We start from the raw sequence: 24153 nt of genomic DNA, 5'->3' as shown, positions 1-24153 counted from the left end.
GTTCGCGCGCGCGCTGGCGCACTGCGGGGGAGGCGAGCGGTGGGCGCACGTCACCGCTCGTGTCGAGCGCAGTCGAGACACGTGTCGCAGGCAGGTCGCTTGCGGCCGGTCCCTCGACTTCGCTCGGGACGAACGGAGCGGGTGTCGTGGCCTCCTCGACCCCCGGATTCTCCGCCTCGAGTTGCGCTTGCGGCAGGTCCGCCGCGGCTTCCGGCGTCGGCGCGGAGGGCTGCTCGCCCTCGACGGCGTCGGTCTCGATCACCACCAGCGTCGAGCCGATCGGAATCTGGTCGCCGACCTCACCTGCAAGCTCGACCACGATACCGGCGACGGGCGACTCCATCTCCACGGTCGCCTTGTCGGTCATCATGTCGGCGAGCCGGCCGTCCTCCTCGACGCGCTCGCCCACCGCCACGTGCCACGCGACGATCTCGGCCTCCGAGATGCCCTCGCCGATGTCGGGCAGGCGGAAACTGTAGCGGGCCATCGCGGTCAGTCCTTCATCACTTTGCGGATCGCCTCGCCGATGCGGACGGGTCCGGGGAAATAGGCCCATTCGAGGCTGTGCGGATAGGGCGTGTCGAAGCCGGTGACGCGCTCGATCGGCGCTTCGAGGTGGTAGAAGCACCGCTCCTGCACCAGCGCCGACAGCTCCGCGCCGAAGCCGCCGGTGCGCGTCGCCTCGTGGACGATCATGCAGCGGCCGGTCTTCCTGACCGACGCCTCGATCGTCTCGATATCGAGCGGCACCAGCGTGCGCAGGTCGACGATTTCCGCGTCCACGCCCATCTCCGCCACCGTCGCGACGACGACATGGACCATCGTGCCATAGCACAGGATCGTCACCGCCTCGCCCGCTCGCACCACGTTCGCGGTGCCGAGGTCGATCCGGTAATAGCCGGTCGGCACCTCGCCTGCCGAGTGCTTCGACCAGTTCTCCGACGGCCGGTCCCAATAGCCGTTGAACGGGCCGTTGTAGATGCGCTTGGGCTCGAAGAAGAGGACCGGGTCGTTGTCCTCGATCGCGGCGATCAGCAGGCCCTTGGCATCATAGGGCGTGGACGGGATCACCGTCTTGATGCCGCTGACATGGGTGAAGATGCCCTCGGGGCTTTGACTGTGCGTCTGGCCGCCGAAGATGCCGCCGCCAAACGGCGAGCGGACGGTGATCGGGGAGGTGAACTCGCCAGCGGAGCGATAACGCAGCCGCGACGCTTCCGACACGATCTGGTCGAGCGCCGGGTAGATATAGTCGGCGAACTGAATCTCGGGCACCGGGCGCAGGCCATAGGCGCCCATGCCGATCGCGACGCCGATGATGCCGATCTCGGTGATCGGAGTATCGAACACGCGGGTCTTGCCGTGCTTTGCCTGCAACCCCGCGGTGGCGCGGAAGACGCCGCCGAAATAGCCGACATCCTCGCCCATGACGATCACGTCCGGGTCGCGCGCCAGCATCACGTCCATGGCGGAGTTGATCGCCTGGATCATGTTCATGCGGGTGGTGGCGGGCGCGTCTGCTCCGCCGACGTTCCCGGCTTCCGACCTCACCGGGCTTGCGTTTTCTCTCATCGTCATTTCCGCGCCCATGGCCGTCCGCTCGCCTGCTCTTCCGCCAGCATCTGCGCGCGCTGCTCCTGCAGGTGCCACGGCATTTCCTCGAAGACGCCGTCGAACAGGGTGTCGAGCGGCTGGTGGAGGCCGTGGCCGAGGATGCCGTTTTTCTCCGCCTCCTTCTGATCGGCGCGGACCTGCTCGGCGAGCTCCTTGTCCTGCGCGGCATGGCGCTCCTCATCCCACTCGCCAAGCTGGATGAGATGGTCCTTGAGCCGGCGGATCGGATCGCCCAGCGGCCAGGCATTGGGCTCACCGGCGGAGCGGTATTGGCCCGGATCGTCGGAGGTCGAGTGACCCTCGGCGCGATAGGTGAAATGCTCGATCAGCGTCGGCCCCTGGTTGGTGCGCGCGCGCTCGGCCGCCCACTGCGTCGCCGCATACACCGCCAGCGCGTCGTTGCCGTCGACCCGCAGGCCGGCGATGCCATAGCCGACCGCGCGCGCGGCGAAGGTCGTCGCCTCCGCGCCCGCGAAGCCGGAGAAACTGGAGATCGCCCACTGGTTGTTGACGACGTTGAGGATCACCGGCGCGCGATAGACGCTGGCGAATGTGCAGGCGGAGTGGAAGTCGCCCTCTGCGGTCGAGCCCTCGCCGCACCAGACCGCCGCAATCCGCGTGTCGCCCTTCGCCGCCGATGCCATCGCCCAGCCGACCGCCTGCGGGAACTGCGTCGCCAGATTGCCGGAGATCGAGAAGAAGCCGTGATCCTTCGCCGAATACATGATCGGCAGCTGCTTGCCTTGCAGCTTGTCGCCCTTGTTCGAGTAGATCTGGTTCATCATCTCGACCAGCGGATAGCCGCGCGCGATCAGCAGTCCCTGCTGGCGGTACGACGGAAAGCACATGTCGTCGAAGTCGAGTGCGAAGGCCTGGGGCACCGCCACCGCCTCCTCGCCGGTCGCCTTCATGTAGAAGCTGGTCTTGCCCTGGCGCTGGGCGCGGAACATGCGCTCGTCGAAGGCGCGCAGCAGCGCCATCGCGCGCAGCATGCGGCGGAGCTGATCGGGCGACAGCTTCGGATCCCACGGCCCGACCGCGCGCGCATCCTCGTCGAGGACGCGCACCAGCGTGTAGGCGAGATCGGTGAACTCGCGCGCCGGCGCGGCGGTGTCGGGCCGCCGCGCGGCGCCGGCGGGGGGCACGTCGACCTCGGCGAAATCGACCTCGTCGCCCGGCCGGAACTTCGGTTCGGGCACGTGCAGCGACAAGGGGGGAAGGTTGGCGCGCAGGCGCTCGCCGGTCATGATCGTCCTCTCACCGGGCAGAAACGCCCGTTCCGCCCTGTCGGGCTCACGCAATAATATTTCAAGCCCGGTCGAGACTTGCCTCGAAGGCCTCGAGCGCGGCTCGCGCGATCGGCTCACCCCATTCCTGCACGAAATGACCACCGCCGACGACGATCATCGGCTCCGGGCAGCCCTTGATGACCCGGCGCAACGCCTGCATCGCGGGGGGCCCGAGCACCGGATCGGCATCGCCTATGGCCATGAAGCTGGGGCCGTTCCAATGGTTCGACCACCATTCGCGCGCCTGCCGGGAGATCGCCGCGCCGGGCATGTCCGGGGCGACGGGCACCAGCGCCGGGAAGACGCGCGCGCCGGCCTTGTACCGTGCATCCGGGTAGGGCGCGTCATACCCTGCCTTCTCCGCCGCGGTGAGGTGCGGCGTCCCGCCCGCGATGATGTCGCCCACCGGCAGGTCGTGGGTGGCGAGTGCGTAAGCCTTCCACGCTTCGAACCCCGGGCCGGGCGGGTCGCCGACCGCGAGCGCGGTGTTCATCACGATCAGCCGCTCCAGCCGACCCGCGAACTCTGGATCAACCGGCAACGTCAGGCCGAGCAGTCCGCCCCAGTCCTGCACCACCAGCGTGACGCGTCGTAGTTCCAGCCGCTCGACCAACGCAAGCAACCAGTCGCGGTGGAAGTCGAACGAATAGGCGCCCTCCTCGACCGGCTTGTCCGAGCGGCCGAAGCCGATCAGGTCGGGCGCGATCACCCGCGCGCCGGTTTCGAGGAAGACCGGGATCATCTTGCGATAGAGGAAGCTCCAGCTCGGCTCGCCGTGCAGGCAGAGGAAGGTGCGTTCCGCAGCGGCCGGCCCGGCGTCGATATAGGCGCCGCGCAAGCCTTCATACCCCGGCACGCCCTCCAGGTAGCGGACCGGGAAGTCGAAATCGGATAGGTGCGCGAACCGCTCCTCCGGGGTGCGCAGCGCCGCAATCATCCGACGGTCTGCTCGCCCACCACCTGCTCGATGGCGCCGAAGATCGAATGGTGACGGTCGTCCTCGGCCCAGATGCGGACCGTGTCGCCGCGCTTCAGGAACGGCGTCACCGGCTTGCCGCCGGCGATCGTCTCGACCGTGCGCACCTCGGCGAGGCAGGAATAGCCCACCCCGCCCGCGCTGATCGGCTTGCCGGGGCCGCCGCCTTCGTCGCGATTGGAGACGGTGCCCGAACCGACGATGGTGCCCGCGCCGAGCTTCCGCGTCTTCGCTGCGTGGGCGACCAGCGTGCCGAAGTCGAAGGTCATGTCCTGTCCCGCATCGGCGCGGCCGAAGGGGCGGCCGTTGAGGTCCACCATCAGCTTGCGGTGCAGCTTGCCGTCCCGCCACCAGTCGCTCAGTGCGTCGGGGGTGACGAACACGGGGCTGAAGGCGCTCGCGGGCTTGGACTGGAAAAAGCCGAAGCCCTTGCCGAGCTCGCCGGGGATGAGATTGCGCAGGCTGACGTCGTTGGTCAGCCCGACCAGCAGGATGCTCGCCAGCGCCTCCTCACGGCTGGCACCGAGCGGCACGTCGCCGGTGACGACGACCACTTCGGCCTCCAGGTCGCAGCCCCAGCTCTCGTCGGCGAGCGGGATCGGATCGCGCGGGCCGAGAAAGCCGTCGGAGCCGCCCTGATACATCAGCGGATCGTGCCAGAAGCTGTCGGGCATCTCCGCCGCCCGCGCCTGCCGCACCAGCGCGACATGATTCACATAGGCCGAGCCGTCCGCCCATTGATAGGCGCGCGGCAGCGGCGAGGCGGCATCGTGCTCGTGGAAACGTTCCAGCGGGATCGCCTGGTTGCGGACGTCGGTCGCGAGCACCTGCAAGTCGGGTGCGAGCCGGTTCCAGTCGTCCAGTGCCGCCTGCAGCGTCGGCGCGACATGAGCGGCGTCGGCATACCAGGCGAGATCGTCGGACACGATCACGAGCTTGCCGTCGCGCCCGCTCTTGAGGCTGGCCAGTTTCATGCGCTCTCCTGTCCACATCGTCGCCCCGGCCTTGAGCCGGGGTCCCGCTTCTTCTTGACGGGGTAGAGGCAGCGGGACCCCGGCTCAAGGCCGGGGCGACGGATTGCCCCGTAACTTTCGTTATGCCACCTTAAGCGGCAAAGGAGTCCCCATGTCCCTCGACACCATCCCCGGCCGCCTCGCCTACACCGCGGACCACGAGGCGTTTCGCCAGACGGTCCGCTCGTTCCTGCAAAAAGAGGGCGTCCCGCACGTCAACGATTGGGAGAAGAACCGGCTCGTCCCCAAGGATTTCTGGCGCAAGGCGGGCGAGATCGGGATGCTGTGTCCGACGGTCCCGGAGGCTTATGGAGGCCTCGGCCTCGATTTCGGCTACAACTGCATCGTCGATGAGGAGATGAGCTATAATGGCGTCCCCGCCGGCTTCTCGCTCCAGTCCGATATCGTGGTCGGCTATCTCGAACATTACGGGTCCGAGGAACAGAAGCGCGAATGGCTGCCCAAGCTCGTCTCGGGCGAGGTGGTGACCGCGATCGCCATGACCGAGCCGGGCACCGGCAGCGACCTGCAGTCGATCCGCACCACCGCCAAGAAGGACGGCAACCATTACGTCATCAACGGATCGAAGACCTATATCACCAACGGCCAGAACACCGATCTGACGCTGGTCGTCGCCAAGACCGACCCCGACGCCAAGCCTGCCTGGAAGGGCATGTCGATCATCCTGGTCGAGAGCGACCGCGAGGGGTTCTCCAAGGGCCGCAAGCTCGACAAGATCGGCCAGGACGCGGCCGACACCAGCGAGCTGTTCTTCGAAGACGTGCGCGTACCGATGACCAACTGCCTGGGCGAGGAGGGACAGGGCTTCATCTATCTGATGAGCCAGTTGCCGCAGGAGCGCCTCTCGATCGCGGTCGGCACCCATGCCTCGGCACAGCGCGCGTTCGACGACACCGTCGCCTTTACCAAGGAGCGCAAGGCGTTCGCAGGGATGGTGTTCGACTTCCAGAACACGCGTTTCGTGCTCGCCGACCTGAAGAGCAAGCTGCAGGTCGGCTGGGCGCATCTCGACTGGGCGATCGCCCGTCACCTGAAAGGTGAACTCACCAACGAGGAGGGCGCGGCGGCGAAGCTGTGGCACACCGAGCTGCAATGGGAGGTGATGGACAAGTGCCTCCAGCTCCACGGCGGCGCCGGCTACATGAACGAATACCCGATCGCGCGGCAGTGGCGCGCGGCGCGGGTGTCGCGGATTTACGGCGGGACCAACGAGATCATGAAGGAGGTGATCGGGCGGAAGCTGTAGGGCCGTTCGCCCCGAATTTCCCCGCCTCCCCGGCGGCAGCCGGGGCCCAGATTGCCGGGATCGGACGAGCTTCGTGTTCTATCCCGGCGCGGCCGACTGGGCTCCGGCGTCCACCGGCGAGGCGCTAGGCCGCGGAGCGCGCTCCCTCCCAGGCCGCCGCCTCATCGGCGAACCGCCGGTCCACCTGCACATCCGATACCGCGCCCGTGGCCGGATCGATGTCGACGCTGCCCTCCCACTCCCAGGTCGCGTTGCCCGACAGCGTCACCTCGCCGCCGATCTCCGCGTCGGCGCGGACCAGACCACCCTTGTTCCACACCGTGATTTCGGTGTCGAAGGCGATGCGCCCGGTCAGGCAGGCGGCGTAGGTAGAGGCGGCCATCGCGCTGCCGCAACTGTCGGTCAGCCCGACGCCGCGCTCATAGGTGCGGACGAACAGGCCGCCCTCGCGCAGCTCGACGAACGACACATTGGCACGATTGGGCATCCAGGCGGGCTGGTCCTGCGCCGCCTCGCCGACCGCGACCAGCTCGTCCTCGTCGATCTCTTCCACGAAGGCGACGAGATGCGGGTTGGGCATCGCCACGGCCGTAAACGCCCGGGCAGAACCGAGGCGCGACAGGGGCGCATCGACATGCTCCACCTCACCGATGTTCATCGGCCAGCCGGTGACATCGAGGCTCGCCGGGCCGGCGACCTCGCGGACCGTGTAGACGCCGGGCGCAAGGTCGGGGGCGCGCGCGGCCTGCACGGTCGAGGCCTTGCAGCGGATCGCCGCTTCCTCGAGCCCCTCGCGGTCGAAGCCGAGGCGGGCGACGCAGCGAAGGCCGTTGAGGCACAGCTCCGCCTCCGACCCGTCGCTGTTGAACATCCGCATCCCGAACGCGTGGTTGCGATCCCCCGCGATCAGCAGCAGCAGTCCGTCGCCGCCGACCGGCCCGGCACGATCGGCGAGGGCTTCCGCAACCGCCGCCCAGACCTCGTCATCGAGACGGACGGCGCGCGCGTCGAGCAGGGGAAAGTCGTTACCGGAACCGTGGCACTTGATGAGACCGAGCCGCATGAGTCGTTCCGCGAAGTTGTCGAAGTTGCCGGCATCGACACCTATTCGATCGTGGGGTTCGCGTCACGGCAGCTTGTAGTGGCTGGCGAGCCGATCAAGTGCCAGGCCGAGCACGACGCGGCCCGCGCGCGTCGGCCAGCCGAACGCCCGCTCCGCCGCCGGCAGCCCCTCGCCGGCGCAGACGACGCGCCACAGCAGCTCCGCCAGCCCCGGCCCGGCGGCGGTGATCGCGCCATCAAACCGCTGCTTGGCGGCGAGTTGCGCGGTGGTCGGGTCCGGCTCAGCGGCGCCGCCATCCACCCGCGCCGCCCAGCGCATCGTCACGCTGGGCGCCAGCTGTGCGCGTTCGTAGTCGGCGCGGAGCCGCTCGCCCGCCTCGATCTGCCGTGCCGACAGTAGACCGCGTGACGCCAGCCAGCTCAGCGGCGATTCGCGCAGGTTGACCGTGACGCTGCGCCGGGTCGCGCCTTTGGCGCGGATCACGCCATGTTCGTCCAACCCACGTTCCACCAGTTCCCGCATGCGCCACTCCCGCCGATTCGCAGGCTCGCTTGCCATGCCGGGAAGTTTGTAGGACAGAGAAGAAACCAGATCGGTTGGAGAGACCCGATGATCACCGCCATAAGGGAAGTGCGCCGCGCCAAGGGCATGACGCTGGACGACGTCGCGCGCGCCTGCGTGCCGCCGACCACCGCCCAGACCATCGGCCGGCTGGAAACGGGAACGCGCACCGTTTCGGTCGGCTGGCTCAACCGCATCGCGGCCGCCTTGGGGGTGACCGCCGGCGATCTCGTCAAGCTGCCCGATCGCGCCGAGCTGCCGGTCGCGGCACAGCTGGACGCGACGGGCGCCACCGCGCCCAGGCGACCCGCCACGGTGATGCCGCCGACGCCCGCGCCCGAGCTGGTCGCGGTGACGGTGACCGGCGGCGTCGGCGACTATCGCGCCGGCGACGAGATCTGGTGCGAGCGGCTGGCGCCCGACGACTTTGCCAGGGCCCTCAACCGGGACGTGCTGGTGCCGCGACCCGGTGGGCGCTTCCTGTTCGGGCGGCTGTTGAACCGCGAGGGCGGCAAGCTGCACCTGCTGCCGCTGGGGCCGGGCGCGCGGCAGCAGGTGGTGGCAGATGCGCCCTGGGTGGCGCGCGCGGTGCGGCTGGTGCGGGAGTTGTAGACGCGGCCGCTCAGGCCAGGTCGGCGACACGCGTTTGCTGGAGCCAGTCCAGCGTCGAGCGGCGGATCCCGCGCCGCGCGGCCCTCGCCGGAAAGGAGTCGGCGCCGGCGGTGCCGCACAGCGCCTGCAGGTGGTGCAGCTCGACCGCGACGCGCTCGACATGGCTGACGTCGGCCTGCGCTGCGCCGGCTGCACGGAGCTGATCGAGGGTGGAGAACGCGCCCTTGATCGCCCCCTGCGGCAGGCCGGCAGTGCCGCTATAGACCTCGTCGACGAGGTGCAGCAGGCGACTTCGCCACGGCAGTTCGTCGGTCGGATAATTGGGCTGGTTCGACATAGCCCGGCCGGTGTGACCGCGAATGGCTAACGGCCCGTTAACGATAGGGCGCCCCTCAATCGGCCCCCTTCGAGCCACGTGGCGTCAGTTGGCCCGGCGAAATGAAGCCCAGCGGCTGGATGGCGTTGGCGTCCTGTTTCAGCCGCGACGCCATCTGCTCATATTCGCGCTCGACCTCGGGCGTGACGCTGGCGCGCGAGTCGGCGAGCGCGGCTTCGAAGTCGGCCATGGTGACCTCCGCCGATTGCAGCGAGCGGCGCAATGCCACGAGCCCCGCGCGCCGGACGACGTCCTCCAGGTCGGCCCCGGTGAAGCGATCGGTGCGCGCCGCGACCTCATCCAGGTCGACATCCGCGCCGAGCGGCATCTTGCCGGTCTGGATGCCCAGGATGCGGCGACGCCCCGGCTTGTCGGGCAAGCCGACATAAATCAGCTCGTCGAACCGCCCCGGACGCAGCAGCGCGGGGTCGACCAGATTGGGCCGATTGGTGGCGCCGATCACGACCACCGCTTGCAGCTCCTCCAATCCGTCCATCTCGGCGAGGATGGTGTTGACCACGCGTTCGGTTACCTGCGGCTCGCCGCCCCCGCTGCCGCGCGCGGGAACGAGGCTGTCGAGCTCGTCGATGAAGATCACGCACGGCGCCACCTGGCGCGCGCGCTGGAACAACCGCGCGATCTGCTGCTCGCTCTCGCCGTACCATTTGCTCAGCAGGTCCGACGATTTGGTGGCGATGAAGTTCGCCTCCGCCTCGCGCGCCACCGCCTTGGCGAGCAGGGTCTTGCCGGTACCCGGCGGGCCATAGAGCAGGAAGCCCTTGGCCGGGCGGATGCCGAGGCGGCGGAAGGCGTCGGGATCCTTGAGCGGCAGTTCGACGCCTTCCTTGAGCCGCATCTGCGCGTCGTCGAGGCCGCCGACATCCTCCCAGCGGACCCGCGGCGCCTCCACCATCACCTCGCGCATCGCCGACGGCTGGACGCGCTTCAACGCACCCAGAAAATCGTCGCGGGTGACCGACAGCCGGTCGAGCACCTCGGGCGGGATCGTGCGTTCCTCGAGGTTGAGCTCGGGCATGATGCGGCGCACCGCCTCGATCGCGGCCTCGCGCGCCAGGGCGGCAAGGTCGGCGCCGACGAAGCCATAGGTGGTGCGCGCCAGCTCGCCGAGATCGACGCCGTCCGCCAGCGGCATGCCGCGGGTATGGATGCCGAGGATCTCGCGCCGCCCGCGCTCGTCGGGGACGCCGACCACGATCTCGCGGTCGAAGCGGCCCGGCCGGCGCAACGCCTCGTCGATCGCCTCCGGCCGGTTGGTGGCGGCGATCACCACCAGATTGGCGCGCGCCTCCAGCCCGTCCATCAGCGTCAGCAGCTGTGCCACGAGGCGCTTTTCGGCCTCGCCGGACACCTGCCCGCGCTTGGGCGCGATCGAGTCGATCTCGTCGATGAAGACGATCGAGGGCGAGTTCTTGCTCGCCTCCTCGAACACCGACCGCAGCCGCCCTTCGGACTCGCCATAGGCGGAGCCCATGATCTCCGGGCCGTTGATGAGGAAAAACTGCGCGTCCGATTCGTTGGCGACGGCGCGCGCGAGCCGGGTCTTGCCGGTACCGGGCGGGCCATAGAGCAGCAGCCCCTTGGGCGGATCGACGCCCAGCCGCTGGAACAGCTCCGGATAACGCAGCGGCAGCTCGACCATCTCGCGCAGCTGGTCGATCGTCGCGCCCATGCCGCCGAGATCGTCATAGGTGACATCGGCGCGGCGCGCGGCGTCCGGCTCCGCATATTCGGGGCGCAGCTCGATTTCGGTGTTCTCGTCGATATGGACGATGCCCTTGGGCGCGGCCGAGACGACGAGCAGGCGGATTTCCTGCAGCGCATAGGCGGGCGCGTTCATGAACTGCTGGACGCCCGGCGGCATGTTGGCGACGCGCTGGTGCCCGGCGGTCGCGACGACGTTGCCCGCGCATAACGGCCGGCCGTAGAAAGTGCGACGTAGCGCGTTGGTCGAGCCTTGCAGCCGCAGGTTCTGCTGGGCGGGGGCGAAGACGACGCGCGTCGCGGGCTTCGAGTCCGCCTTGCGCACCTCGACGAAATCGCCCGAGCCGACGCCGGCATTGGCGCGCTGAAGCCCGTCGATGCGGAGCAGGTCGAGGCCCTCGTCCTCGGTATAGGGCTGCACCGCGCGCGCCGGCGTGGAGTTCTTGCCGACGATCTCGATCACGTCGCCCTCGGCGATGCCCAGCGCCGCCATCAGCGCGCGCGGCACGTGCGCGAGGCCGCGGCCGGAGTCCTCCGGCCGGCTGTTGGCCACCTGGATCTTGCGGGTCGTCGGGTCGGCGTCGGCCATCGGGTACTCCTCACGCAGGCAAGCGCGGGAGGTGGGCCGGGGGTTCCGTGATAAAAAGGTCAGGAGCCACGTCGTCGTCGGACCGGTTCGCTGCGCAACCTGCCGGCCGTGCTTGCGCGTCTTGGGCGCTGCGCAAAAAAAACGCCGGCTGCCCGTTGGGGCGGCCGGCGTATGAAAGTTTATAGGAGAGGATGCCTGAAAGGCCTCATCTAAATGCGCCGCAGCATTTTATGTTGCAAGTGCGAACGGATTTTCTACGGTTGCAAAGAACGCAATCGCAACCGAGGATTGGCGAGAGAGGGGAACGGGATGCGTCGGTTGCCACCGTTGGGCGCGATCGAGGCGTTCGTGCAAGTCGCGAGGCTCGGTTCGGTCAAGGCCGCGGCGGAGGAGCTGTCGCTGTCCGCACCCGCGCTCAGCCGCCGGGTGCAGGCGCTGGAGCGATTCATGGGCAAGCCGGTGTTCGACCGGCGGCATCAGGCGGTGGTGCTCAACGCCGATGGCGAGCGGCTGTTGAGCCACCTCGCACCCGTCCTCGACCAGCTGTCGGACGCGGTCGAGGCGCTGACCAGCGGCACCGAGCTGTTGCGGCTGCGGCTGGGGGTGCTGCCGTTGTATGCCTCCCAGCGGCTGTTCCCGCGGCTGGGCGAGCTACGCCGGGACCATCCCGAGCTGCACCTCGACATCGACACCGCCGGGCATGGCGTGACCCGGCTGGGCGATGGCCTCGACGCCGCGATCGTGCTCGCGCGCGACGTCGATCCGGCGCTGCATGCCGACCGGCTCGACCGCAACAGCGTCTACCCGATCGGCGCGCGCGCGCTGCTCGACGGATCCGAGCCGGTCACCGACCCCCGGCAGCTGGCGCAGCTGACGGTGCTGGTGCATCGCGACATGCCCGACACCTTCGAAGCCTGGCGAGGTGCTGCCGGGGTCGGCGATGTCGAGCCGCTGGCGATCGACTATTTCGATTCGGGCCAGCTGATGCTTGAGGCTGCCGCGCAAGGGTTGGGCATCGCCTTCATGCATGAAAGCCACTTCGTCGACGCCGCCGATCCGCGACTGGCGCGGTTGTTCGGGATCCGGGTCGAGAGCCCCTATTCCTACTGGTTCGTGTGCCGCCCCAAGGCCCTGCAAACCAAGCCGGTCAGGATGTTCCGGGACTGGCTGATCTGGATGCTCGGCAGCGAGGATCAGCCGGCTCCCCCACCGCGTTGACGGCGGGGGAGCACAGAATCACTCCGCGCGTGCCTTGACGATCTTGCCGGGATTGCGCGGCGGCTCGCCGGTCGGCAGCGCGTCGACCAGCTCCATGCCGGACGTGACCTGGCCCCAGACGGTGTACTGCTTGTCGAGGAAGCGCGCGTCGTCGAAGCAGATGAAGAACTGTGCGTTGGCGGTGTCGGGCTGATTGGTGCGCGCCATCGAGCAGGTGCCGCGCACATGCGGCTCGGCGTTGAACTCCGCCTTCAGATTGGGCTTGGCGGAGCCGCCGGTGCCGTCGCCGTTACCGCCGTCGCCGCCCTGCGCCATGAAGCCGGGGATGACGCGGTGAAAGGGAACGCCGTCGTAGAAGCCCTCGTTCGCCAGCTCCGCGATGCGGGCGACGTGCCCGGGTGCCAGGTCGGGACGTAGCTTGATCGTGACGTCGCCCCCCTGTCCATTAGCGTCGAGGGTCAGCGTAAGCGTCTGAAAATCGGCCATCGGTATTTCCTCCGTTGCGGGTTGCGCAGGCCCGTAGGCCGCGCGCGCGCCGCTGGCAAATCACGCTGCAGCGCGGTAGGAGGCCCGCCTCAAGCCGGCATGGGAGGCGACGATGAGCGAGGTCGAGCTTCCTGAAACCGTCGCCGGCGATCAGCTCGACCGCGACGACCGGCTGCGCCCCGGGTTCGTCGATGCGGTGCTCGACGCGGTCCGCGCCGGCGACGCCGAGGACGCGCGCGCGCTGGTCGCGCCGCTGCACCCCGCCGACATCGCCGACCTGTTCGAGCTTGCCCCGGCCGACGACCGCGACGCGCTCGCCGCCGCGCTTGCCGACCTGCTCGATGCCGACGTGTTCGCGGAGATGAACGACTGGGTCCGCGAGGACCTGATGGACGAGCTGTCCGCGCGCCAGGTCGCCGACATCGCCGCCGAGCTCGACACCGACGACGCGGTCGCGATCATCGAGGATCTCGACGCCGACGAGCAGCGCGAGGTGCTGCGCGCGATGGAGCCGGACGATCGTGCCGCGATCGAGGAGGCGCTGAGCTTCCCGGAAGAATCCGCCGGCCGATTGATGCAGCGCGAGCTGATCGCGGTGCCGGAACATTGGACGGTCGGCGACACGATCGACTATCTGCGCGGCCATGACGACCTGACCACCGACTTCTGGGAAGTGTTCGTGGTCGATCGCGGCCACCATCCGGTCGGCACCTGCGCGCTGTCCTGGATCCTGCGTACGCCCCGCGCCGTGCCGATGGCCGACGTGATGAAGCGCGAGCAGACGCTGATCCCGGTCGACATGGACCAGGAGGAGGTGGCACTCCGTTTCCAGAAATACGCGCTGATCTCGGCCGCGGTTATCGACGATGCCGGCCGGCTGGTCGGCATGATCACCGTCGACGACATCGTCCACATCATCCAGCAGGAAGCCGGCGAGGACGCGCTGCTGCTGTCGGGTGCCGGCGAAGGCGACATCAACGAGCCGGTGTTCGACAGCTATGTCGCACGCGTCCGCTGGCTGATCTCCAACCTGTTCACCGCCGCGATCGCGTCGTCGATCATCGCGGCGTTCGGCGGCGCGATCGAGCAGATGGTGGCACTCGCCATCCTGATGCCGATTGTCGCGTCGATCGGTGGCAATGCGGGAACGCAGACGATGGCGGTGGCCGTGCGCGCGCTCGCCACCAACCAGCTCACCCAGTCGAACACGATCCGCACCATCCGCCGCGAGCTGATGGTAGCATTGATGAACGGCGTGACGGTGGCGCTGCTGCTCGGGCTGGGCGCGGGGGCGTGGTTCGGCAACGTCCAGCTCGGCATGGTGATCGCCGGCGCGATCGTCATCAATGTCGCCGTCGCGGGGTTGGCGGGGGTGATCGTGCCGGTGACGCTGGAGCGGCTGAACCAGGACCCGGCGGTCGCCTCGTCGGTGTTCGTGACGATGGTGACCGATTCGATGGGGTTCTTCGCCTTTCTCGGGCTGGCGGTCGCGACCGGCCTCGTCTCAATGGGTTGACCGGGCGGCGGGCCAGCCCACATCGACCACTATGCTCCACCTCACCAAAGTGGCTTTCGGCGCGAGCAGCACTGAGCACCTCGCCGAACGTCTGCGCTCGCGTGCCGAGGCGGGGCCGCTGTTCCTGACGACGCGCTACCTGCCCAAACGGCACGAGGAGGTCGCGGGGGCGGGGTCGCTGTTCTGGATCATCAAGCATCAGCTGGTCGCGCGTTCGGCCATCCTCCACTTTGGCGAGGCGGACGGCGGGCGGGTGGCGATCCACCTCGCCGCCGAACTGGTGCTGGTGCGGGCGCGACCCAAGCGCGCGCATCAGGGCTGGCGCTATCTGGAGCAGGCCGATGCCCCGGGTGACCTGCACGGCGACGAGACCGGGCTGGCGGAGCTGCCGCCGGGTCTGATGGGAAAGCTGGCGGAGCTGGCGTTGATCTGAGCGGCTGTTTCTGTGCGGCCTCTTCCCCGGCGGAGGCCGGGGCCCAGTTGCTACGGTTTCAGTCGGAGAGGTCGGCCCTGTCCAACTCGGCAGCCCGAAACTGGACCCCTACCTTCGCTGGGAGGAGCTTGGGGCGGGCAGGAACTCGCCGGGGAAGACGCGCAGCTACCTGGGTGTGAGCCCGCACGTCACCGGCCCGCCGGCGTCGCTTCTGACCATGCATTTCGGCGTTCCCGCGACCGCGATGCGGCCGAGCCCGGTGTTGGTCACGTTGGCGGTGTAGCGCGCCCGGGCGGTCGCCTCGCCGGCACCGTCGACGCGCACCGTCACATCGCCCGCGACCAGCTTGTCGGCGTCGAGCTTGCCCGCCCCGTTGAGCATCAGCCGTGCCCGTGCCGCGCGGCCGGCGAGGGCGATCTGGCCGTTGCCGATCACCGTCGCGTTGGCCTGCTCCACCTCCGCCCCGGTCACCGCGATGCTGCCCGCGCCAGCGACCGACAGGTCGAGCCGTTGCGTCTTCGCGCCGGTCACGGTCAGCGCGCCGCCGCCCAGCACATGCGCGCCGACCAGCACCGGTGTGGCGAGCGTGACCGTTAACGGTGTCTGCGATCGGCGCTGCGCCGTCCACTTCTCGGTTCGGTTGCGCACCACCAGCGTCGTGCCGTCCACCCGGACTTCGACCTGCTCGAGCGCGCCGGCGTCACCCGACACCATTGCCGAGGGCGAACGGCCGGTGACGATGGCGACCTGGAAGGCGCCTTCGACCCGCACCCGCTCGAAGCTGTTGATCGACAGCCTGCGCTCGGCGGCGGACGCGACGCCGGCGAGCGTCAGAAGGAGGAGCGGGAGGAAGCGCAACATGGCCGTCAGCGTCGCACCGGCGCTCCCCCAAGGCAAGCTACCGCCGTAGGCTCAGCCGCCGCAGCGGATCGTGCCCGAACCCATCTTGCTGGTCTGGCACCGCGCCTTGCCGCCGAGATCGACGTCGCCCGAGCCCATGACGTTGACCTTTGCAGGCCCCTCGACCTCGGCGCGGACGCTGCCGGACCCGGCGATCGAGACCTCGGCCTGGCTCGCCCTGAGCCCGCCCGCGTCGACATCGCCGGAGCCGGCGATGCTGACCTGCAACTGCTTGGCGGTGCCGGCGAGCTTGACGTCGCCGGATCCCGCCAGCGAGATGTCGGCGCGTTCGACCTGCAGAGCCGCGACCTCGATGCTACCGGAGCCTGCGGCCGCGCCCTTGAAGCTAGCGCCAGTGACGCGGTCGACGGTCATGTCGCCGGAGCCCGCGACGGACGCCACGCCCAGTTGCGGCAAGGTAACCGAGATCCTGGCCTCCGTGCCGCTCCAGTTCCAACCGTCCTTGCGGAGGCGCGCGATGCGCAGCGTGTTGCCGTCCTTGCTGATCTTGAGATGATCGAGCAGCTCCGCGTCGCCATCGGCGCGGACCGAGAAGCCCGGACCGACCCGGACATCGACATCGTCGGCGCCGCGCAGATCGACGGCGGTGAAGTCCGAAACGGCGAAGGTGCGGGTGTTGCCGGAGCCCTGCGCGGCGATGCCGGGGGTGCCGTCATCGGCATCGCCGGTACCGGCGCTGACGCTGCAGGCGGCGAGCGGCAGGATCGCGGCGATGAAGAGGACGGTGCGCATGGTCGAGACTCCCGTGGGTGTGTCGGGAGAGTAACACACAGCCGCGGCCGCGCAAACGAAAAAGGGCGGACCGCAAGACCGCCCTTTCACCCGTCATGCTGAATTCGTTTCAGCATCCATGCGCTACGGCCCGCCCCAATGAGCAACGGCCCGTTTGGCATGGCCATCGCGCATGGACCCTGAAACAAGTTCAGGGTGACGGAAGCCTCAAGCCGGCACCTTGTCCTTGTTGTAGATCGCGGCGGCTGCGCGGAGGATGTCGAGGATCTTTACCTGCGCGGCGGGTTCGTCGATCTGCTCCATCGCGGCGAGTTCGCGCGCCAGGCGGCTGCACGCGGCCTCGAAGATCTGGCGCTCGGAGTAAGACTGTTCGGGCTGATCCTCGGCCCGGAACAGGTCGCGCGTCACCTCGGCGATCGAGACGAGATCGCCCGAGTTGATCTTCGCCTCGTACTCCTGCGCGCGACGCGACCACATGGTGCGCTTGACCTTGGGCTTGCCCTTCAGCGTGTCCATCGCCTCCTGCATCGTCTTGTCCGACGACAGCTTGCGCATGCCCACGGACTCGGCCTTGTTGGTCGGTACGCGGAGCGTCATCCGCTCCTTTTCAAAACGGAGCACATACAGTTCGAGGCTGAGCCCCGCGATTTCCTGTTTCTGCAGCTCGATGACGCGACCGACGCCATGCTTGGGGTACACCACATAATCACCGACATCGAAGATCAGCGCCTTGGCAGCCATGAGGGTTCTTTCCCTGGGCCCAATCGTCACGCGGCAAGGGGCGCGAACACCCGTCGAGGCCGCGAGAGTGGGCGTTAAGTGACACAAGCGGGCGGAATCGCCCGTCGCGTGGAACTATAACACCGTTGAAAGAAAATTACCAGCTTTCCGTCAGCATAGCTGGCACAGTCGGGCCAGGATCAGTCCCCGGCCCCCGCCTCGGGCGTGAAGTATTTGTCGTACTTGCCCTCCTCGCCCTTGTGCTCGTCGGCGTCGGCGGGGGTCTGGTCGCCCTTGCGGGTCACGTTGGGCCAATTGGCGGAGAAGGTGGCGTTGAGCTCCAGCCACTGTTCCAGCCCGCTCTCGGTGTCGGGCAGGATCGCTTCGGCCGGGCATTCGGGCTCACACACACCGCAGTCGATGCATTCGGACGGGTTGATGACCAGCATCGTCTCGCCCTCGTAGAAGCAATCGACCGGGCACACCTCGACGCAGTCCATATACTTGCAGCGGATGCAGGCGTCGGTGACGACGTAGGTCATGGGAGGCTCCTTCGAACGCCGTGCTGCTAGGCCGCGTCGGGCGGTTGCGTCAATCGGCGGACGGTTGTTGCGAGACGTTTGCAGCGAGATCGGCATAACAGGCCTGTGCCTCCGGCGCCGGACCGCGCCGCGTCGGCAGCGCCTCCACGCGGAGCACGCGCACCTGCGACCCGGCGGCATAGGTGAGGACGTTGCCGACGCGCACCGCGACATGGGCCCGGCCGACGGCCCGGCCATCGATGCGCAAACGGCCATCGGCAGCGATCGCCTGCGCGGCGGATCGCGTCTTGGCGAGGCGCGCCCACCACAGGAAGCGGTCGAGCCGCATCGTGTCAGGCAAGCCGCGCCCACTCCGCCAGTGCGGCGAACGCGCCATCGGGGCGCGCCACGGGTGCGGCTGTGGCGACCGGCGGGCGGCCGCGCCACACCCAGCGGCTCTCCGTGACCGGAGCCTCCGGCGCGACATGGCGGAAGCCCAGCTCCGCCATCAGCCGCGCAAGCGTGGCGGCCTCCAGCCCCATCGACGTGGCGAGCGCGGGGTCGGGCGCGAAGGGCTTGCGGCCCGCCCGCGCGTCGAAGGCGCCACGCGCGATCCGCTCGACCAGATCAACGCGCACCGCCTGGCTGCCGAGCGGACGAAAGCCCGAGGCGAGCACCGCCCCAGGCGCGCCGCGCGGCAGCACGGTCGCGCCGATCGCCGGCAACGGCGGCGGTGCGCCCTTGAGGCCCAGCAGCAGCCGTCGCCAGCGCGCCGCCTCCGGCTTGAGCAGCGCGGGCACGAACAGATCGAGCGCGCCGATGGTGACGCCCGCCTGGCGCAGGGCCTTGCGCTCGGCCGCCGGCAACGCGTCGAGCGAAACGCCGAGCGGGCGGCGCGGCGCGATCCCGCCTGCGGTTTCCAGCGCGCCGGCGATCACCCGCAATCCCGGGCTCACCGTCCGATCGCGCGCGAGATCGGCGAGTTGGCCGAGTGCGGGGACGCGCCGCGCGAGCTGATCGGCGAGCCACCGCTCCAGCCGCGCCTTCACCCCCGTGCGCGCCGGCGGTTCCAGCGCGTCGAGAGCGCGGTCGAGCTTGACGAGGGGGCGGGCGGGCGAGGGGCCGGGAACGAGGGTGGCGACGGGGTGGCTTTGCCAGATGATGACCGGATCACGCCCCAAGTTTCTTCCCCGGCGAAGGCCGGGGCCCAGTATCGAGCTGTCTGGTGGCTGAGGCCCGTCCTTCACCTCCGAGTGCGTGGCCACCGGGCCCCGGCCTTCCCCGGGGAGGTGCTCTGGGACGGGTTCGCCGCTTTCATCAAACCCCAGCGCGAACGCCTCGTCCCCCCCTCCGACCAACTCCCCCGCCCGCTTCGCGCGCTCGCCCCCGAGCCGCTTCTCCGCCGCCGCCAGCAGCAGGCGCTTGTCGCCCGCGCGCGCATCGCTGGCGACGGTGAAACGGAAGCCGTCGAGCCGCCCGATCGGATGGTCCTCGACCAGCACCTCGCCCTCGGCGCCGATCACCACCGGCATTGCGCTGGCGCCGGCGCCCAGCTGGCGCATCAGCGCGGTGGTACGCTTGTCGACGAAGCGCTGCGTCAGGCTGGCGTGGAGCGCGTCCGACAGTCGCTCCTCGATCGCACGGGTCCGCTCCGCCCAATGCGCGGGGTCGGCGAGCCAGTTCGGCCGGTGGGCGATGTAGGCATAGGTGCGCACCGCCGCGACACGCCCCGCCAGCGTCTCGACATCGCCCGCCACCGTGTCGAGCCGCGCGATCTCATCGGCGAACCACTGGTGCGGGATGTGGCCCTCCGCCAGCCAGCCGAAGATCCGCGACACATAGCGCGTGTGCGGATCGAGCCCGACCTTGCGGAAGTCGGGAATGCCGCACGCCGCCCATAGTCGCGCCACCGCGGACGGCGAGCGCACCCGGTCGCGCAGGCCCGGTTCGTCGGCCAGGCGCTTCAGCACGCCGAGGTCGAGCGCCTGCGGTGCCGGGCGCAGCACCAGGCTGTCGGGCTTGCGTTCCAGGCTCGCGATCAGTGCGTCGATGCTCGACAGGTCGGGCTCGCCGTCGCGCCAGTAGAGGTGGTCGAGACGCGGGAAGCGGTGCTCCTCGATCGCCAGTACCTCCTCCGGCCCGAACGCGCCGGGCCCTTCCTCGGTCACCGCGCCGAAGGTGCCGTCGCGCTGGTGTCGCCCCGCCCGCCCCGCGATCTGCGCCATCTCCGCGACAGTCAGGCGGCGCTGCCGGCGCCCGTCGAACTTGTGCAGCGACGCAAAGGCGACATGCGCCACGTCCATGTTCAGCCCCATGCCGATGGCATCGGTGGCGACGAGGTAATCGACCTCACCCGCCTGGAACATCGCCACCTGGGCGTTGCGGGTGCGTGGGGACAGTGCCCCCATCACCACCGCAGCGCCCCCGCGCAGGCGGCGCAGCATCTCCGCGACGGCATAGACCTCCTCGGCGCTGAACGCGACGACGACCGACCGCTTGGGCAGCCGGCTGATCTTCTTGGCGCCGGCATAGGTCAGCGTCGAGAAACGCGGTCGGGCGACGATTTCCGCGTCGGGAATCAGCGCGCGGATCATCGGCCGCAGCGCCTCCGATCCCAGGATCATCGTCTCCTCGCGGCCGCGATAGCGCAGCAGCCGGTCGGTGAAGACATGGCCCCGCTCCGGGTCGGCGCCGAGCTGCGCCTCGTCCAGCGCCAGGAACGCGGTCTCGTGCTGCGGCATCGACTCGGCGGTACACAGGAACCAGCGCGCGTCCTTGGGGACGATCTTCTCCTCGCCGGTCACCAGCGCGACCTGGTTCGCACCCTTGATCGCCACCACCCGGTCATAGACCTCGCGCGCCAGCAGCCGCAGCGGGAAGCCGATGATCCCGGACGAATGCGCGCACATCCGCTCGATCGCGAGGTGCGTCTTGCCGGTATTGGTCGGCCCGAGCACGGCGGTGACGGATCCGGGACGCACGGTCATGGGTGCAACATCGTGGCTTTGCCGTGCGGGCGCAATGACTTGGTATCACATCCTCTCGCCGCGCACCGCTCACGCCTCGTCGCGCCGACGCTGCCAGTTGGTTTGACATTAACCTTTCTGCCCCACACCCGCTCGACCCGCGCCGGGGGGAACGGCGAATGGAGCCGGCGCGAGCGTGTTTCTGCGGAACGATCATGGGCTGGAGTTCGCCGGCGCGGGCGTCGCCCGCTCGTTCGGCCGCGCGCCCGCCGCTCCCACTGCCCCGCTTACCGGATGGGAGCGGCTGCGAGAACAAGTCGCCGCCGTCGACTGGGTGCCCGATCTGGGCGCCGCGATCGGCGGCCGCGCCTGGTGGCGCGGGCTCGCGACCTGCACGGCGCTGTGCGCGGGTACCTGGTATTTCCTCAGCCCCGACCTGGGGCCGCTGACCGGCACCGTCCCCGCGCCGCTCGCTGGCGAGCAGTGGGAAGAAGCGCGCGCGCAGGGCATCGCCCCGCTCGCCTGGGGCGGCTCCACCGGGCGGCGCATGGCCGCCAACGATCTCGTCACCACGCTGGCTGAGGCGCCCGAACGGCCGCTGATCGAGCTCGCCGCCACGCTCGGCGAGGGCGATGCCTTTGACCGGGTGCTGGAGCGCGCCGGTGTGGGGCGCAATGACGCCAGCCGCGCAGCGTCGCTGGTGCGCGAAACGGTGGCATTGGGCGACATCGCGCCGGGCACGCGCATCGCGCTGACGCTCGGCCGCCGCTCCAGCAAGATGGTCGCCCGGCCGCTCGAGAAGCTGGAGATGCGGGCGCGGTTCGACCTCGCCGTGTCGCTGACGCGCGCCGGGGATGGCCTCGCGCTCAACCGTCATCCGATCGCGATCGACAACACGCCGCTGCGCATCCAGGGGACGGTCGGCGGCTCGCTGTATCGCTCTGCCCGCGCCGCCGGCGCGCCGGCAAAGCTGGTCGAGACCTATATCCGCGCGCTCGCTGGCAAGCTGTCGATCGGCCGCGACATCGGCGCGGACGCGCGCTTCGACATGGTCATCGACCGCGAGCGCGCCGCCACCGGCGAGACACGACTGGGCAAGCTGCAGCTCGCGGCGATCGAGCGTGCCAATGTCGGGGGGGGCAAGCCGCTGCAGCTGGTCCGCTGGGCCGGCGACAACGGCGAGGAATGGTGGGACGCCAATGGCCAGAACGAGCGCCGTGGCTTCATGGGCATGCCCACCCACGGCCGCATCACCTCGAACTTCGGCTATCGCACCCACCCGGTGCTGTTCTTCCGGCGACTCCACAAGGGCATGGACATCGGCGCTCCGCACGGCGCGCCGATCTATGCCGTGCTCGACGGCGTCGTGCAGGCCGCGGGCCGGGCCGGCGGCTACGGCAATTTCGTCAAGCTCCAGCATGGCGGCGGACTGGGCAGCGGCTATGGCCATATGAGCCGGTTCGCGGTCCGCGCCGGCCAGCGCGTCCGCCAGGGCGAGGTGATCGGCTATGTCGGCTCGACCGGCATGTCGACCGGCCCGCATCTGCACTGGGAGGTGTGGAAGAACGGCCGCGCGATCAACCCGCGTTCGATCTCGTTCACGAGCGTGGCGAGCCTGTCGGGCGGCGAGCTGCGCAGGTTCAAGGCGCGGGTGCGGGAGCTGTTGGGGGTCGGCGTTGGCGATTAGCGTCACCTAAGCGACAGAAGATCGCCGACCCCGGCCGGCGGCGCTCCGCGCCGACCGACGACGCGGCTTTGCCGCGGCGGTTCTGATGTAAGTCAGGACGCCGGCAAAGCCGTCGTCGAACGGGTCAGGCCGAGCCTGCCCGCCGGCCGGGGGAGTCGCTGCGCGTGCCGCGCACGACGCCGTGCGGCTACGCCGCCACGCGCCTGCTACTTCCCCTGCGCGCGCCATTTGCGGATGGTGCGCGAGATGATCTGGTCCTCGCCGCCGGTGTCGCGCCACAGTTGCGAGAACAGCGGGTCGCCGGAGGCGGGGCGCTTGGCCTCGTCGAGACCGTCGAAGCAGACGCGGATCGGGATGGTGACGCCCTCGCCGCAGATGATGCATTCGCGGTTACGCAAGGCCGGGATCGAGTCGAGAAAGCCGCGCGCACCCTCCGGCATCGCCGCGCGGACGAAGGCCTGGTCGCGATCGTTGTTGAGGCGCATCGCGATGATCGTGCCGCACTGCGACAGCACGCCTTCGGCGAGGTCGGACGGGCGCTGCGTGATCAGCCCCAGCGAGACGCCGTATTTACGGCCCTCCTTGGCGATCCGGCCCAGGATGCGCCCGACCGAGCTGTTGCTTTCGTTGCCGGCCGGAATGTAGCGGTGCGCCTCCTCGCAGACGAGCAGGATCGGGCGCTGTGGCTCGTTGCGGCTCCAGATCGCGAAGTCGAACGTCATCCGCGCCAGCACCGCCACCACGACGGCGGTGATGTCGGAAGGGACGCCGGACACGTCGATGATCGAGATCGGCTTGCCGTCGCCGGGCAGGCGGAAGATGCGGGCGAGGAAGTTCGCCATCGTGTCCGCGACCAGCATGCCCGAGAACATGAAGCCATAGCGCGGATCGGCCTTGATCTCGTCGATCTTGGTCTTGAGCCGCAGATAGGGCGCGGTGTCCCCGGCGCGGTCCATCTTGCCCATTTCCAGGCTGATCAGGTTGGTCAGGTCGGACAAGAGATAGGGGATCGGGGCGTCGACCGTCAGCTTGGTGATCTCCTGCCCCAGCCGGCTCTTGGCGCGCGCCATCAACAGGCATTTCGCCAGAATGTCGGCATCGATCTGCCGCTCGGACCCTTGGGTGGTGAGGAACACCTCGCAATGTTCCTCGAAGTTCATCAGCCAGTAGGGCAGCTGCAGGTTGTTGACGTCGTACAGCGCGCCGTTGGTCTTGAACGCGGCGGAATATTCGCCGTGCGGGTCGATCATGACGATATGGCCCTGCGGCGCCAGCTCGCAGATGCGGTGCAGGATCAGCGCCGCCGAGGTCGACTTGCCGGTGCCGGTCGAGCCGACCAGCGCGAAATGCTTGCCGAGCATCGCGTCGACATACAGCGCCGCGCGGATATCGCGGGTCGGATAAACGGTGCCGATGCTGATATAGGCGCGGTCGTCGGCGGCATAGACCTGCTTCAGGTCGGCGGTGCTGAGTGGGAACACCTCCGCGCCGGGTGTCGGATAGCGGGTGACACCGCGGCGGAAATTGTAGAGCTTGCCGGTCAGCCGCTCCTCGTCGCCTTCGCCCAGGAAGTCGATGTCGGCGATGATGGTGGTGCCGGCCGCGGCATCGAGGCGCAGCGCGCGGACATTGGCGACGATCCAGGCCGCGCCGACGCGCATCTTGATCTGCCCGCCGACCTGACCGGCGGAGGCGACCACCGGATCGGGATCGTCGCCGATCGCCGCCAGCGCGGCGCGGTCGATCACCATGCAGCTTGCCGAGCCGGCGATCGACACGACCAGGCCGATCGGCCGTGACGCCAGTGGCGGGGCGGGCGCTGGGTCGAAGGCGTTGGCGCGCGGCATTTCGGTCATGAATTCAAAGCCTGA

Annotated in this window: 23 protein-coding genes; 6 read left to right on the top strand and 17 right to left on the bottom strand. The window is 69.2% G+C overall.

The features are described 5' to 3' along the window. The 5 genes from VFQ64_RS12495 to VFQ64_RS12475 form a co-directional block, all read right to left on the bottom strand. Positions 1–487, bottom strand: a 487-nt coding sequence (locus VFQ64_RS12495) for a biotin/lipoyl-containing protein (RefSeq protein WP_325103662.1), incomplete at its 3' end; no start/stop codon positions are given. A 5-nt stretch (positions 488–492) separates the two neighbouring features. Beyond that, on the bottom strand, positions 493–1497 hold the full coding sequence (locus tag VFQ64_RS12490; protein WP_325103665.1) for an alpha-ketoacid dehydrogenase subunit beta: 1005 nt from the start codon (positions 1495–1497) through the stop codon (positions 493–495). Positions 1498–1574: 77 nt separating this feature from the next. Then, a complete protein-coding gene (locus tag VFQ64_RS12485; RefSeq protein ID WP_325103661.1) occupies positions 1575–2861 on the bottom strand; it encodes a 3-methyl-2-oxobutanoate dehydrogenase (2-methylpropanoyl-transferring) subunit alpha in 1287 nt (428 codons plus the stop codon). A gap of 61 nt (positions 2862–2922) precedes the next feature. Continuing rightward, positions 2923–3840, bottom strand: coding sequence for a haloalkane dehalogenase (locus VFQ64_RS12480; RefSeq protein WP_325103660.1), 918 nt, complete (start codon positions 3838–3840; stop codon positions 2923–2925). After that, entirely contained in the window at positions 3837–4853 is a 1017-nt protein-coding gene (locus VFQ64_RS12475; RefSeq protein WP_325103659.1) for a fumarylacetoacetate hydrolase family protein, read from the bottom strand. Before VFQ64_RS12475 ends, VFQ64_RS12480 begins: the two co-directional genes overlap by 4 nt. Positions 4854–5004: 151 nt before the next feature. Here VFQ64_RS12475 and VFQ64_RS12470 point away from each other — a divergent pair, with 151 nt between their 5' ends. Beyond that, the gene (locus VFQ64_RS12470) at positions 5005–6159 is read left to right on the top strand and encodes an acyl-CoA dehydrogenase family protein (RefSeq protein WP_325103658.1); all 1155 of its coding nucleotides are present in this window, start codon (positions 5005–5007) and stop codon (positions 6157–6159) included. Positions 6160–6283: 124 nt separating this feature from the next. Here VFQ64_RS12470 and dapF read toward each other — a convergent pair whose 3' ends face one another. Next, positions 6284–7222 (bottom strand): diaminopimelate epimerase, encoded by a 939-nt coding sequence (gene dapF, locus VFQ64_RS12465; RefSeq protein ID WP_325103657.1) that lies wholly within the window; start codon positions 7220–7222, stop codon positions 6284–6286. A 63-nt stretch (positions 7223–7285) separates the two neighbouring features. Then, a complete protein-coding gene (locus tag VFQ64_RS12460; RefSeq protein WP_325103656.1) occupies positions 7286–7744 on the bottom strand; it encodes a DUF6456 domain-containing protein in 459 nt (152 codons plus the stop codon). Positions 7745–7831: 87 nt separating this feature from the next. Between VFQ64_RS12460 and VFQ64_RS12455 the strand changes: the two genes are divergently transcribed. Next, a complete protein-coding gene (locus VFQ64_RS12455; RefSeq protein WP_325103655.1) occupies positions 7832–8395 on the top strand; it encodes a helix-turn-helix transcriptional regulator in 564 nt (187 codons plus the stop codon). 10 nt (positions 8396–8405) lie between these two features. Here VFQ64_RS12455 and VFQ64_RS12450 read toward each other — a convergent pair whose 3' ends face one another. Both VFQ64_RS12450 and VFQ64_RS12445 read right to left on the bottom strand, forming a co-directional pair. After that, on the bottom strand, positions 8406–8732 hold the full coding sequence (locus VFQ64_RS12450) for a hypothetical protein (protein ID WP_325103654.1): 327 nt from the start codon (positions 8730–8732) through the stop codon (positions 8406–8408). 55 nt (positions 8733–8787) lie between these two features. After that, entirely contained in the window at positions 8788–11082 is a 2295-nt protein-coding gene (locus tag VFQ64_RS12445) for a CDC48 family AAA ATPase (RefSeq protein ID WP_325103653.1), read from the bottom strand. Positions 11083–11391: 309 nt separating this feature from the next. Between VFQ64_RS12445 and VFQ64_RS12440 the strand changes: the two genes are divergently transcribed. Beyond that, entirely contained in the window at positions 11392–12300 is a 909-nt protein-coding gene (locus tag VFQ64_RS12440) for a LysR substrate-binding domain-containing protein (RefSeq protein ID WP_325103652.1), read from the top strand. A gap of 18 nt (positions 12301–12318) precedes the next feature. Here VFQ64_RS12440 and VFQ64_RS12435 read toward each other — a convergent pair whose 3' ends face one another. Continuing rightward, positions 12319–12786 (bottom strand): peptidylprolyl isomerase, encoded by a 468-nt coding sequence (locus VFQ64_RS12435; protein WP_325103651.1) that lies wholly within the window; start codon positions 12784–12786, stop codon positions 12319–12321. A 112-nt stretch (positions 12787–12898) separates the two neighbouring features. On the opposite strand from VFQ64_RS12435, the gene mgtE reads away from it, so the two are divergent. After that, positions 12899–14302, top strand: coding sequence for a magnesium transporter (gene mgtE / locus VFQ64_RS12430; protein WP_325103650.1), 1404 nt, complete (start codon positions 12899–12901; stop codon positions 14300–14302). Positions 14303–14333: 31 nt separating this feature from the next. Continuing rightward, a complete protein-coding gene (locus VFQ64_RS12425) occupies positions 14334–14735 on the top strand; it encodes a DUF1489 domain-containing protein (protein ID WP_325103649.1) in 402 nt (133 codons plus the stop codon). A 165-nt stretch (positions 14736–14900) separates the two neighbouring features. On the opposite strand, the gene VFQ64_RS12420 is transcribed toward VFQ64_RS12425, so the two are convergent. The 6 genes from VFQ64_RS12420 to VFQ64_RS12395 all read right to left on the bottom strand — a co-directional run bounded on the left by VFQ64_RS12420 (position 14901) and on the right by VFQ64_RS12395 (position 20616). Further along, a complete protein-coding gene (locus VFQ64_RS12420) occupies positions 14901–15596 on the bottom strand; it encodes a GIN domain-containing protein (protein WP_325103648.1) in 696 nt (231 codons plus the stop codon). 51 nt (positions 15597–15647) lie between these two features. Next, a complete protein-coding gene (locus VFQ64_RS12415; protein ID WP_325103647.1) occupies positions 15648–16388 on the bottom strand; it encodes a head GIN domain-containing protein in 741 nt (246 codons plus the stop codon). Between the two features lie 207 nt (positions 16389–16595). After that, on the bottom strand, positions 16596–17129 hold the full coding sequence (locus VFQ64_RS12410; RefSeq protein WP_325103646.1) for a CarD family transcriptional regulator: 534 nt from the start codon (positions 17127–17129) through the stop codon (positions 16596–16598). A gap of 179 nt (positions 17130–17308) precedes the next feature. After that, positions 17309–17650: a ferredoxin FdxA gene (fdxA, locus tag VFQ64_RS12405; RefSeq protein WP_325103645.1), complete on the bottom strand. Its 342-nt coding sequence runs from the start codon at positions 17648–17650 to the stop codon at positions 17309–17311. A 49-nt stretch (positions 17651–17699) separates the two neighbouring features. After that, positions 17700–17978: an RNA-binding S4 domain-containing protein gene (locus tag VFQ64_RS12400; protein ID WP_325103664.1), complete on the bottom strand. Its 279-nt coding sequence runs from the start codon at positions 17976–17978 to the stop codon at positions 17700–17702. A 4-nt stretch (positions 17979–17982) separates the two neighbouring features. Then, positions 17983–20616, bottom strand: a complete 2634-nt coding sequence (locus VFQ64_RS12395; protein WP_325103644.1) for a helicase-related protein — start codon at positions 20614–20616, stop codon at positions 17983–17985. 175 nt (positions 20617–20791) lie between these two features. Between VFQ64_RS12395 and VFQ64_RS12390 the strand changes: the two genes are divergently transcribed. Continuing rightward, complete coding sequence (locus VFQ64_RS12390; protein WP_325103643.1) at positions 20792–22282, top strand: M23 family metallopeptidase; 1491 nt, start codon at positions 20792–20794, stop codon at positions 22280–22282. A 206-nt stretch (positions 22283–22488) separates the two neighbouring features. Here the strand turns inward: VFQ64_RS12390 and VFQ64_RS12385 are convergent, their stop codons facing one another. After that, complete coding sequence (locus VFQ64_RS12385; RefSeq protein ID WP_325103642.1) at positions 22489–24138, bottom strand: ATP-binding protein; 1650 nt, start codon at positions 24136–24138, stop codon at positions 22489–22491. Positions 24139–24153: the final 15 nt, after the last annotated feature.

The organism is Sphingomonas sp., assembly GCF_035714405.1.
Taxonomy (GTDB): domain Bacteria; phylum Pseudomonadota; class Alphaproteobacteria; order Sphingomonadales; family Sphingomonadaceae; genus Sphingomonas.
This window is presented reverse-complemented; position numbering and strand designations above follow the sequence as displayed.

Bases quoted from the DNA above. Each gene is read 5' to 3' on its own strand.
- VFQ64_RS12490 (WP_325103665.1), bottom strand. From the start codon at position 1,497: ATGAACATGATCCAGGCGATCAACTCCGCCATGGACGTGATGCTGGCG.
- VFQ64_RS12485 (WP_325103661.1), bottom strand. From the start codon at position 2,861: ATGACCGGCGAGCGCCTGCGCGCCAACCTTCCCCCCTTGTCGCTGCAC.
- VFQ64_RS12480 (WP_325103660.1), bottom strand. From the start codon at position 3,840: ATGATTGCGGCGCTGCGCACCCCGGAGGAGCGGTTCGCGCACCTATCC.
- VFQ64_RS12475 (WP_325103659.1), bottom strand. From the start codon at position 4,853: ATGAAACTGGCCAGCCTCAAGAGCGGGCGCGACGGCAAGCTCGTGATC.
- VFQ64_RS12470 (WP_325103658.1), top strand. From the start codon at position 5,005: ATGTCCCTCGACACCATCCCCGGCCGCCTCGCCTACACCGCGGACCAC.
- dapF (WP_325103657.1), bottom strand. From the start codon at position 7,222: ATGCGGCTCGGTCTCATCAAGTGCCACGGTTCCGGTAACGACTTTCCC.
- VFQ64_RS12460 (WP_325103656.1), bottom strand. From the start codon at position 7,744: ATGCGGGAACTGGTGGAACGTGGGTTGGACGAACATGGCGTGATCCGC.
- VFQ64_RS12455 (WP_325103655.1), top strand. From the start codon at position 7,832: ATGATCACCGCCATAAGGGAAGTGCGCCGCGCCAAGGGCATGACGCTG.
- VFQ64_RS12450 (WP_325103654.1), bottom strand. From the start codon at position 8,732: ATGTCGAACCAGCCCAATTATCCGACCGACGAACTGCCGTGGCGAAGT.
- VFQ64_RS12445 (WP_325103653.1), bottom strand. From the start codon at position 11,082: ATGGCCGACGCCGACCCGACGACCCGCAAGATCCAGGTGGCCAACAGC.
- VFQ64_RS12440 (WP_325103652.1), top strand. From the start codon at position 11,392: ATGCGTCGGTTGCCACCGTTGGGCGCGATCGAGGCGTTCGTGCAAGTC.
- VFQ64_RS12435 (WP_325103651.1), bottom strand. From the start codon at position 12,786: ATGGCCGATTTTCAGACGCTTACGCTGACCCTCGACGCTAATGGACAG.
- mgtE (WP_325103650.1), top strand. From the start codon at position 12,899: ATGAGCGAGGTCGAGCTTCCTGAAACCGTCGCCGGCGATCAGCTCGAC.
- VFQ64_RS12425 (WP_325103649.1), top strand. From the start codon at position 14,334: ATGCTCCACCTCACCAAAGTGGCTTTCGGCGCGAGCAGCACTGAGCAC.
- VFQ64_RS12420 (WP_325103648.1), bottom strand. From the start codon at position 15,596: ATGTTGCGCTTCCTCCCGCTCCTCCTTCTGACGCTCGCCGGCGTCGCG.
- VFQ64_RS12415 (WP_325103647.1), bottom strand. From the start codon at position 16,388: ATGCGCACCGTCCTCTTCATCGCCGCGATCCTGCCGCTCGCCGCCTGC.
- VFQ64_RS12410 (WP_325103646.1), bottom strand. From the start codon at position 17,129: ATGGCTGCCAAGGCGCTGATCTTCGATGTCGGTGATTATGTGGTGTAC.
- fdxA (WP_325103645.1), bottom strand. From the start codon at position 17,650: ATGACCTACGTCGTCACCGACGCCTGCATCCGCTGCAAGTATATGGAC.
- VFQ64_RS12400 (WP_325103664.1), bottom strand. From the start codon at position 17,978: ATGCGGCTCGACCGCTTCCTGTGGTGGGCGCGCCTCGCCAAGACGCGA.
- VFQ64_RS12395 (WP_325103644.1), bottom strand. From the start codon at position 20,616: ATGACCGTGCGTCCCGGATCCGTCACCGCCGTGCTCGGGCCGACCAAT.
- VFQ64_RS12385 (WP_325103642.1), bottom strand. From the start codon at position 24,138: ATGACCGAAATGCCGCGCGCCAACGCCTTCGACCCAGCGCCCGCCCCG.